The 10490-nt window shown below is 70.4% G+C and carries 8 protein-coding genes and 1 pseudogene; 5 read left to right on the top strand and 4 right to left on the bottom strand.

From position 1 onward, the window contains the following. Positions 1 to 293: 293 nt before the first annotated feature. Positions 294 to 1925 (bottom strand): alpha-D-glucose phosphate-specific phosphoglucomutase, encoded by a 1632-nt coding sequence (locus tag FV230_RS17920; protein ID WP_147727157.1) that lies wholly within the window; start codon positions 1923 to 1925, stop codon positions 294 to 296. Positions 1926 to 1985: 60 nt separating this feature from the next. Further along, complete coding sequence (locus FV230_RS17925; protein WP_246694903.1) at positions 1986 to 2606, bottom strand: WHG domain-containing protein; 621 nt, start codon at positions 2604 to 2606, stop codon at positions 1986 to 1988. Positions 2607 to 2811: 205 nt separating this feature from the next. Here FV230_RS17925 and FV230_RS17930 point away from each other — a divergent pair, with 205 nt between their 5' ends. Together FV230_RS17930 and scpA are read left to right on the top strand one after the other, a co-directional pair. Then, complete coding sequence (locus FV230_RS17930; RefSeq protein ID WP_147843365.1) at positions 2812 to 6231, top strand: acyl-[ACP]--phospholipid O-acyltransferase; 3420 nt, start codon at positions 2812 to 2814, stop codon at positions 6229 to 6231. 160 nt (positions 6232 to 6391) lie between these two features. Beyond that, positions 6392 to 8557 carry a methylmalonyl-CoA mutase gene (gene scpA, locus FV230_RS17935; RefSeq protein WP_147843366.1) on the top strand — a complete coding sequence of 722 codons (2166 nt, stop codon included), beginning with the start codon at positions 6392 to 6394 and terminating at the stop codon, positions 8555 to 8557. Positions 8558 to 8575: 18 nt separating this feature from the next. On the opposite strand, the gene FV230_RS17940 is transcribed toward scpA, so the two are convergent. Further along, a complete protein-coding gene (locus FV230_RS17940; RefSeq protein WP_147727153.1) occupies positions 8576 to 8779 on the bottom strand; it encodes a hypothetical protein in 204 nt (67 codons plus the stop codon). A 113-nt stretch (positions 8780 to 8892) separates the two neighbouring features. Continuing rightward, the gene (locus FV230_RS17945) at positions 8893 to 9366 is read right to left on the bottom strand and encodes a hypothetical protein (RefSeq protein WP_147843367.1); all 474 of its coding nucleotides are present in this window, start codon (positions 9364 to 9366) and stop codon (positions 8893 to 8895) included. Here FV230_RS17945 and FV230_RS17950 point away from each other — a divergent pair. From FV230_RS17950 to FV230_RS30825, 3 genes and pseudogenes are all read left to right on the top strand, one after another. Beyond that, on the top strand, positions 9361 to 9975 hold the full coding sequence (locus FV230_RS17950) for a hypothetical protein (protein WP_147843368.1): 615 nt from the start codon (positions 9361 to 9363) through the stop codon (positions 9973 to 9975). The two genes, FV230_RS17945 and FV230_RS17950, sit on opposite strands and share 6 nt — an antisense overlap. Then, positions 9962 to 10336 carry a transcriptional regulator gene (locus tag FV230_RS17955; protein ID WP_147843369.1) on the top strand — a complete coding sequence of 125 codons (375 nt, stop codon included), beginning with the start codon at positions 9962 to 9964 and terminating at the stop codon, positions 10334 to 10336. The genes FV230_RS17950 and FV230_RS17955 overlap by 14 nt, the downstream gene beginning before the upstream one ends. 48 nt (positions 10337 to 10384) lie before the next feature. Then, positions 10385 to 10490, top strand: a pseudogene (locus FV230_RS30825) (undecaprenyl diphosphate synthase family protein); the annotation flags it as partial.

A 10490-nucleotide genomic window follows, 5' to 3' on the forward strand; every position in this document is an offset into this window, starting at 1 on the left:
GCGAGCGGCCAGCCCACCCCGAGCGCGCCGAGGGCGGCGCTGCCGAGCACGAGGTTGCGGCGCGTGAGCGAAGTCTTGTTCATCGGGCACTTTTCGATCGCGGAACGGGAACGATCCGCGCGTCGAAGGAAACGGCGACGCCCTCCGTCGATCGGACGGCATCACCGATCCACGGGCAAGGAGGACCTCCTTGCGTTCCGCCGCGTGGGCTCGTGCCGACATGGGAGGCACACAATATGCCAAGCGCCGCCCGGCACCTCCGCAACCGGTAGTCTACCGGGATCGGTTCCGGCTCACGTCACCACGCTCGGCTCGGCCCGTCCGGTCAGCGCCTCGATCTCCGCCAGCTCGCGGGCGACGGCGACCAGCGGAGCCAGCACCGCGGCGACCGGCCGCTCGAGCCGGTCCGGCGCCGCCTCGTAGCGCTCGATGTAGACGCGCAGCGTCGCGCCCGCCGTGCCGGTGCCGGACAGGCGGTAGACGATGCGGGCATCCTCCGCGAAGGTGACGCGAATGCCCTGGCGCTCGCTCACCGAGCCGTCGACCGGGTCGACGTAGCGGAAATCGTCCGCCGCCGAGACCGTGACGTCGCCGATCCGCCGGCCGGGCAGCTCCGCGAGCTTGTCCCGCAACCCGTCCATCAGCCGGTTGGCGGCGTCCGAGGCGATCTCCTCGTAATCGTGCCGGGTGTAGTAGTCGCGCCCGTACTCCGCCCAGTGCTCGCGCACGATCGCGTCGGCGCGCTTGCCCGTCGCGGCCAGGATGTTGAGCCAGAGCAGCACCGCCCACAGCCCGTCCTTCTCGCGGACGTGGTTCGAGCCGGTGCCGGCGCTCTCCTCGCCGCAGAGCGTGATCAAGCCGGCATCGAGCAGCGTGCCGAAGAACTTCCACCCGGTCGGCGTCTCGTAGGCGCCGATCCCGAGGCGGGCCGCGACGCGGTCGGCCGCGCGGCTCGTCGGCATCGAGCGGGCGATGCCGGCGAGCCCGGATGCGTAGCCGGGCGCGACGCTTGCGTGCGCCGCCAGGATCGCGAGGCTGTCGCTCGGGGTCACGAACAGGCCCGGCGCGACGATCATGTTGCGGTCGCCGTCGCCGTCCGAGGCCGCGCCGAAATCCGGCGCGTCGGGGCCGAGCATCAGCTGGTAGAGGTCGTGGGCGTGGACCGGGTTCGGATCGGGGTGGTGGCCGCCGAAATCCTCCTTCGGCTCGCCGTTGACCACCGTGCCGGGCTCGGCGCCGAGCATGCCTTCGAGGATCGCGTGGGCGTAGGGGCCGGTCACCGCGCTCATCGCATCGAAGCGCATGCGGAAGCCGGATGCGAACAGGCGGCGGATCGCGTCGAAATCGATCAGCTCGGCCATCAGCGCGGCGTAGTCGGCGACCGGATCGATCACCTCTACGACCATGTCGCCGATCCGCGTCGCCCCGACCTGGTCGAGGTCGAGGTCGGGCACGTCGGCGATGCGATATTCCGTCAGCGTCTTCGTCGCGGAATAGATCGCCTCGGTGACGCTCTCGGGCGCCGGGCCGCCGTTGGCGGTGTTGAACTTGATGCCGAAATCGCCGTCCGGCCCGCCGGGATTATGGCTCGCCGAGAGGATGATGCCGCCGATCGCGCCGGCTTTGCGGATCACGCAGGACGCGGCCGGCGTCGAGAGCAGGCCGCCCCGGCCGACGAGGACGCGGCCGAAGCCGTTGGCGGCGGCGATCTTCAGCGTGGTCTGGACCACCGCGCGGTTGAAGAAGCGCCCGTCGCCGCCGAGCACCAGGGTCGCGCCCTCGCGGCCGGCGACGGACTGGACGATCGCCTGAACGAAGGTCTCGACGTAGTGCGGCTGGCGGAAGTGGGCGACCTTCTTGCGCAAGCCGGACGTGCCGGGCTTCTGATCGGAGAACGGCGTCGTCGGCACGCGTTTCAGGACCATGGTTCGCTCGATCTCTCAGGGACTTTCCGCCCAACAACCCGGTTTCGCGGGAGCGGTCAATCAGCCCGCCGGATCCGCCGCCAGGAAGCGGGCGACGAGCATCCGCGCGAGGTCCGCGGGGGCGGCGTCGGTCAGCGCCCCGAGCTTGCCCGAGGTCGAGAGCGAGGCGAGCCCGTGCAGCGACGCCCACAGGGCGGCCACCGCCTGGGCGCGCTCGGCGGCGTCGGGCAGCAGCGGCTCCAGCGTTCCGTCGACGAGGCCGGTCGCGGAGGCCAACGCCTCCCAGTACCAGTCCGGCACCGCGGCGCCGCGCGCGGGCGCCTGGTCGGAGACGAGGCTCCAGATCGCCGAATCCGCGGCGACGAAGGCGAGGTAGGCGGAGGCCAGGGCCGCCGCGTTCGCCCGCGGTGACCCCGCCGGGTCGAGGGCCGCCGCGAGCGCGTCCCGCAGCCGGGCGAAGGTGCGGGCGTTCACCCGCAGCAGCACCGCGTCGAGATCGCCGACCGCATTGTAGATCGAGTTCGGCGCGTAGCCGATCGCGGCGGCGAGCGGCCGCATCCCGAGGGCGCGCACGCCCTGGTTCCGGACGATGCCCTCGGCGGCCTCGCAGACCAGCGCGAGGAAGCCAGCCCGGTCGACGTCGCCGCGCGGGCCGGCGGCGCGCTTCTTAACGGTCTTCACGCTATGCATCCGCGGTGTCCCGTGCGGTCGCGCACGGGATGCAGCGATAGATTGCACGGCGTGCAAGAACAAGCTTGCGCACCGCCCGCGATCACTTAGTTTGCACGTTGTTCAAATGCCGTCGTCCAGCGTGGATCGCACCGGGCCCGGGATTTGACGCGACCGCACGGGTTGAGCCAGTCATGGCCCAGCCGGGGAGACCGCCATGTTCCGTTCGCTGATGACCGCCCGGCGTTTCGCGCCGCTGTTCTGGTGCCAGTTCTTCTCGGCCTTCAACGACAACTTCCTGAAGAACGCCCTCGCCTTCCTGATCCTGTTCAAGGTCTCGCAAGGCGGCGATTCCGATTCCGGCATCCTGGTGACGCTGGCGAGCGCCGTGTTCATCGGGCCTTTCTTCATCCTGTCGGGCCTCGGGGGCGAGCTCGCCGACCGCTACGACAAGGCGGTGATCGCCAAGCGGCTGAAGTTCGCCGAGATCTTCGCCGCCGGCACCGCGGTGCTCGGGTTCTTCCTCGCCTCGGTGCCGATCCTGTTCGTCGCGCTCGGGCTGTTCGGGACGATCGCGGCCCTGTTCGGGCCGATCAAGTACGGCATCCTGCCCGACCACCTGCGCCGCGAGGAGCTGCCGGCCGGCAACGCGCTGGTCGAGGCCGCGACCTTCCTCGCGATCCTGCTCGGCACGATCGCCGCCGGCTTCGCCAGCGCCATGGGCGGCTCGCACCTCGTCTTCGGCGGCCTGATCATGGCCTTCGCCGTGCTGTGCTGGCTCGCGGCGCGGGCGATCCCGCGCACCGGCGAGGGCGCGCCCGACCTGCAGGTCGACCGCAACGTCGCGCGCTCCACCGTGGCCCTGCTGCGCGACCTGTGGAGCGACCGCCGCCTGTGGCGCGGCTCGATCATCGTCAGCTGGTTCTGGCTCGTCGGCGTGGTGGTGCTGTCCTTGCTGCCGCTGCTGGTGCGCCACGACTTCAACGGCTCGGAGACGCTGGTCACGTTGCTGCTCGCGGTGTTCTCGGTCGGCATCGCGCTGGGCTCGGGCCTGGCCTCGTGGCTGTGCAGCGGGCGGATCGTGCTGCTGCCCACCCCCGTCGGCGCGCTGCTGATGGCCCTGTTCGGCCTCGACCTCGCCTGGACGGTCGCCCACCACGCGCCCGAGCCCGGCGCGATGATCGGCGCCGCCAACTTCCTGCGCACGGGCTCCGGCCTGCGGGTGGCGATCGACTTCCTCGGGCTGGCCATGGCCGGCGGCCTCTACATCGTGCCGTCGTTTGCCGCGGTGCAGGCCTGGACCGACAAGGACAAGCGCGCCCGCATCATCGGCGCCGTCAACGTGATGACCGCGGCCTTCATGGTCGGCGGCACCTTGGCGCTCGCCGCGCTCCAGGGCGCCGGCTTCTCGAGCGCGACGCTGCTGGCGCTCGTGGCGGTGCTCAACATCGTCGTCGCGGTCGTGGTCCTCGTCACCCTGGAGACGAGCCCGTTCCGCGACTTCCTGTCGATCCTGTTCCGGGCGTTCTACCGGCTCGAGGTGCGCGGGCTCGACAACGTGGAGAAGGCCGGCGCGAACTGCATCGTCGCCCTGAACCACGTCTCGTTCCTCGACGCGCCGCTCGCCCTGTCGCTGCTCGACCAAGAGCCGGTCTTCGCCGTCGACCACGGCATCGCGCAGCGCTGGTGGGTGAAGCCGTTCCTGCGGGTCACCAAGGCGATGCCGCTCGATCCGACCCGGCCACTCGCCACCCGCTCGCTGATCAACGCAGTGAAGGGCGGCGAGACCCTGATCATCTTCCCAGAAGGCCGCCTCACCGTCACCGGCAGCCTGATGAAGGTCTACGACGGCGCCGGCCTTATCGCCGACAAGTCCGGCGCGATGGTCCTGCCGGTGCGGATCGAGGGGCTCGAGAAGACGGTGTTCTCGCGGCTGTCCCGCGATCAGGTGAAGCGGCGCTGGTGGCCGAAGGTGGTCGTCACGGTGATGCCGCCGGTCAAGCTCGGGGTCGACCCGGAGCTGAAGGGCAAGGCGCGCCGGCAGGCGGCGGGCGCGGCGCTCTACGGCATCATGTCCGAGCTGGTGTTCGACACCACCGACATCGACCGGAGCGTGATGACGGCGCTGATCGCGGCCGCCGAGCGCTTCGGCTGGCGCCGCACGGCGCTGGAGGATCCGGTCTCGGGCAAGCTCACTTATTCCCGCCTCGTGATGGGCGCCAACATCCTCGGCCGCAAGCTGATGCCGTTGGCGGGGGAGGGGCGGGCGATCGGGCTGATGCTGCCCAACGCGAACGGCGCCGCGGTGACGTTCTTCGCGCTGGCCTCCGCCGGCCGGGTGCCGGCGATGATCAACTTCTCGGCCGGCGCGGCCAACATCCTCTCCGCGTGCACGGCGGCGCAGGTGACGAAGATCCTCACCTCGCGCGCCTTCATCGAGAAGGGCCGCCTCGGGCCCCTCGTCGAGGCGATCAAGGACAAGGTCGAGCTGATCTACCTGGAGGACGTGCGCGCCACGATCACGACGGGCGACAAGATCCGCGGACTGCTGGCGGCGCGCAGGCCCCTCGTGGCGCGGACCGGAGAGGATGCGGCCGCGATCCTGTTCACCTCCGGCTCGGAGGGGACGCCGAAGGGCGTGATGGTCGCCAACCGCGGCATGCTCTCGAACGTCGCCCAGGTCGCGGCCCGGATCGATTTCGGGCCATCCGACAAGGTGTTCAACGTGCTGCCGATCTTCCACGCCTTCGGGCTGACCTCGGCGCTGGTGCTGCCGCTGGTCTCGGGCGTGCCGGTCTACCTCTACCCGTCGCCGCTGCACTACCGGATCGTGCCGGAGCTGGTCTACGGCTCGAACGCCACGGTCCTGTTCGGCACCGACACCTTCCTGACCGGCTACGCCAAGGTGGCGCACGCCTACGACCTGCGCAGCTTGCGCTACGTCGTGGCCGGCGCCGAGCCGGTGAAGGATTCGACCCGCCGGACCTACGCGGAGAAGTTCGGCCTGCGCATCCTCGAGGGCTACGGCGTCACCGAGTGCGGACCGGTGGTCGCGGTCAACACGCCGATGTTCAACCGCTTCGGCACCGTCGGGCGCCTGGTGCCGGGCATGGAGCACCGCCTCGACCCGGTCCCCGGCATCAAGGAGGGCGGCCGCCTCGTGGTGCGCGGCCCCAACATCATGCTCGGCTACCTGCGCGCCGAGAACCCCGGCGTGCTGGAGCCGCCGCCGGACGGCTGGCACGACACCGGCGACATCGTCGCCATCGACGCGCAGGGCTTCGTCGCGATCAAGGGCCGCGCCAAGCGCTTCGCCAAGATCGCCGGCGAGATGATCTCGCTTGCCGGCATCGAGGCGACCGCCGCCGACCTGTGGCCGGACAGCCCGAGCGCGGTGGCCGCGGTGCCGGACGCGCGCAAGGGCGAGCGGCTGGTGCTGTTCACCCAGCGCAAGGACGCGACGCGCGCCGCCTACCAGACCTTCGCCAAGGGCCGGGGCGCCCCCGACCTCGCGATCCCGGCCGAGGTGGTGGTGGTCGACGCGATCCCGATGCTCGGCACCGGCAAGGTCGATCAGGTGGCGGTGACCAAGCTCGCGCAGGAGCGCGCGGGCGGGCAGGAGGCGACGGCGGCGTGATCGCCTGAGAGCCAACACTTCATCTTCCCTCCCCCTCTGCGGGGGAGGGGTGCGACCGGAATATCCTGTTGCCGTGTCGCCTTGTCGAAGAGGGCTGTCGCGTCTGATCGGGTCTCGCCTATAATGGCGAAAAGTCCGGCCCCGATCGAGAAGACCGCCCATGACCTCCCGCATCCCGAACTTCGCCGAGATCGCCTGGGGCGCGGACGCCGTCGCCGTGCCGCCGCCGCCGTCGGGGGAGCCGTGGATGACGCCCGAGGGCATTCCGGTGAAGACCCATTACGGGCCGGACGACCGGGCCGGGCTGGAATTCGTCGACACCTATCCGGGCATCGCGCCGTACCTGCGCGGGCCGTACCCGACGATGTACGTCACGCAGCCCTGGACGATCCGCCAGTATGCCGGCTTCTCCACGGCCGAGGATTCGAACGCGTTCTACCGGCGCAACCTCGCCGCCGGGCAGAAGGGCCTCTCGGTCGCCTTCGACCTCGCGACCCACCGCGGCTACGATTCCGACCACCCGCGCGTCTCGGGCGACGTCGGCATGGCCGGCGTGGCGATCGATTCGATCTACGACATGCGGACGCTGTTCTCCGGCATCCCGCTCGACGAGATGACCGTGTCGATGACGATGAACGGCGCGGTGCTGCCGATCCTCGCGCTCTACATCGTCGCCGCCGAGGAGCAGGGCGTGCCGCCGGAGAAGCTCGCCGGCACGATCCAGAACGACATCCTCAAGGAGTTCATGGTCCGCAACACCTACATCTACCCGCCCAAGGGCTCGATGCGGATCATCTCGGACATCTTCGCCTACACCTCGCAGAAGATGCCGAAGTTCAACTCGATCTCGATCTCCGGCTACCACATGCAGGAAGCGGGCGCGACGAACGACCTCGAGCTCGCCTACACGCTGGCCGACGGCGTGGAGTACATCAAGGCGGGGCTGGCGGCCGGGCTGACGATCGACAAGTTCGCCCCGCGGCTGTCGTTCTTCTGGGCGATCTCGACGAACTACTTCATGGAGATCGCCAAGATGCGGGCCGCGCGCCTGATCTGGGCCAAGCTCGTGAAGGAGTTCGAGCCGAAGAGCGAGAAGTCGCTGCCGCTGCGCACCCACTCGCAGACCTCGGGCTGGTCGCTGACCGCGCAGGACGTGTTCAACAACGTCACCCGCACCTGCATCGAGGCGATGGCGGCGACGCAAGGGGGCACCCAGTCGCTCCACACCAACGCGCTGGACGAGGCGCTGGCGCTGCCGACCGACTTCTCGGCGCGCATCGCCCGCAACACCCAGCTGTTCCTGCAGCAGGAGAGCGGCACCACCCGCATCGTCGACCCGTGGGGCGGCTCGTACTACGTCGAGAAGCTCACCGCCGACATCGTCGCCCGCGCCTGGGAGCACCTGCGCGAGGTCGAGGAGCTCGGCGGCATGGCCAAGGCGATCGAGGCCGGCATCCCCAAGCTCCGGATCGAGGAGGCGGCGGCGCGGGCCCAGGCCCGGATCGATTCCGGCCGCCAGACCATCGTCGGCATCAACAAGTTCAAGCCCGACGACGAGATGAAGATCGAGCTGATGCGGGTCGACAACGGCAACGTGCGCACGCTGCAGATCGACAAGCTCAAGCGCCTGCGCTCCGAGCGCGACCAGGCCGACGTCGATGCGCGGCTGGCCGCGCTGACCGCGGCGGCGGAAGGGGAGGGCAACCTGCTCGAGCTCGCCGTCGAGGCGGCGCGCGCCAAGGCGACGGTGGGCGAGATCTCGGATGCGCTGGAAAAGGCCTGGGGCCGGCACCGGGCCGAGATCCGGTCGATCTCGGGCGTGTACAAGCGGGAGGTGGGTGGCATGTCGCCAGCGGTCGAGCAGGTGCGGGGGCTGGTCGAGGCCTTCGAGGAGAACGACGGGCGCCGCCCGCGCATCCTCGTCGCCAAGATGGGGCAGGACGGGCACGACCGCGGCCAGAAGGTCATCGCCTCGGCCTTCGCCGACCTCGGCTTCGACGTCGACATCGGGCCGCTCTTCGCGACGCCGGCGGAGGCCGCGCGGCAGGCGGTGGAGAACGACGTCCACATCGTCGGCGTGTCGTCGCTGGCGGCCGGCCACCTGACGCTGGTGCCCGAGCTGAAGGCCGCGCTGACCGAGCAGGGCCGCGGCGACGTGATGATCGTGATCGGCGGCGTGATCCCGCCCGGCGACTACGATGCGCTCTACGCCGCCGGCGCCTCGGCGATCTTCCCGCCGGGCACGGTGATCGCGGAGGCCGCGGTCAAGCTGATCGAGGAGCTGAACGGCCGGCTCGGCTACTCCGCCCGGCAGGCCGCCGAGTAGCGCGCCCCCAAAAGAGCGCTATTCCGAAGGCGTCTGCGTCTGCGAGGCCGGCGCCGACGGCGTGATCGAGCCGGTGGCCTCGGGGCCGCCGGCGCGGAACATGGCCTGGGCCGACTGCTCCGCCCGCTCGCGATCGAGCTTCTGCGCAGCCAGCAGTGCGCAGACCACGAGCAGGCCCACCCCGAATACCGCCTTGGCCGTCGTCCAGATGCGATCGAGCATGCCAAATGGTGGCATGCCGTCGGTTAGCGGGATGACAACGCTGGCGCTTTTTCCGCGGCCCGGCGCGCCGATCGCCCGGGCGATCCGGGCGCCGGGCGAAAGCGACTGTTCCGCTACTTGGTCTTCTTGCCGGCGGTCTTGATCGCGGCGCTGACCATATCCTTCGTCGAGGGCGCCGCAGCAATCGTCTTCGAAACCACCTTCTTCGGTTTCTTCGTCTCGCGATTTCCGCGCTTGTTCTCGGATGCCATCATGCTCTCCCGCTGGTGATCGCGGCGATGATGGCACGGTTTTACGAAATCGTGCCCTACAAAACACTTGCCTGGCGCATTCGCGAGACGCGCGAAGACATCCGGGCGGAATGCCCGGGCCCTCGCGACGGGCCCGGTCGGCGGGCGGGCCGCATTCGCGGCGCGCAGCCCGTCACGGCGGTCGATGACGACGAGGTCGCGCCGCCCCCTGATCCACGAATGCCAGCGACTTCGCCACAAATGAAACCAACGGTTGCAATAATTCGCTTGCCGCGTATGCGGCGTCGGGTTACTTTGCAATGCAAAGCGCGATTCGACGCCGGAGAGCCCATGCACGACCTCGACAAGGCGCTGGCCGACATCGTTGCCATCCGCTCGCAGATCGCGCGGGACACCGCGTTCCGCGGCCTCGGCTCGGCGGCCCTGGCCGCCACCGGGGTGCTCGCCCTGGCGACCGCGTGCGGGCAGGCGCTCTGGCTCGGCGATCCGGACGCGCGGCCGCTTCTGTTCTTCGGCCTGTGGATCGCGACGGCCTGCGCAGCGGGCGGCCTCATCGGCATCGAGACGGTTCGGCGCTCGCGCCAGCTGCATTCGGGCCTGGCGGACGCGATGGTGTGGAATGCGATCGAGGGGTTCCTGCCCGCCGCCGGGGCGGGCGCCTGCCTCGCCCTGGTGATCACGCGCTTCGCCCCCGATCAGGTCTGGATGCTGCCGGGCCTGTGGCAGGTGCTGGTCGGCCTCGGCCTGTTCGCCTCGGCGCGGATCCTGCCGCGGGCGGTGCAGGGCGCGGGCGCGTTCTACCTTCTCGCCGGCCTGACCGCGCTGGCGGTCGCGGGCGAGACCCGGGCGCTCTCGCCCTGGCTGATGGGCCTGCCCTTCGCCATCGGGCAGGGCTGGCTCGCCGTCGTGATGTCCGGCACCGGAGGCGGCGATGGCGATCTCTGATCGGGCCGATGGCCGCTTCTCCTACGACGGTCTCGATCGGGTGATCCACGAGAAGGCGCGGCTCAGCGTGCTGACCTCGCTGGTCGGCCATCCGAAGGGCCTGGCGTTCCCCGACCTGAAGCGCCTGTGCGGGCTCACCGACGGCAACCTCAGCCGCCACCTCGCGGTGCTGCAGGAGGCCGATCTCGTCAGCCTGGAGAAAGGCCACGCCCATAACCGTCCGCAGACCCTGTGCCGGCTGACGCCGGCGGGGCGGGCCCGTTTCCTCGAGTACCTCGGCGTCCTGGAACAGGTGGTGCGCGACGCCGCCAAGGCCGCCCGCCTGCCGGAATCCAGCCACCTCAACACCACCCCGGCCTGACGGCCGACCGCCCGCCATCCGCGCCGCCCCCGACCGGAGCCTTCCACGATGCAAAGCCCCACCGACACCAGGCCGGGCCTTCACGCCGCGATCATCATGGACGGCAACGGGCGCTGGGCGACCCGGCGCGGGCTGCCGCGCGCCGCCGGCCACC

Origin of the sequence: Methylobacterium sp. WL6 (genome assembly GCF_008040095.1) — a bacterium.
In the GTDB taxonomy this organism is placed as follows: Bacteria; Pseudomonadota; Alphaproteobacteria; order Rhizobiales; family Beijerinckiaceae; genus Methylobacterium.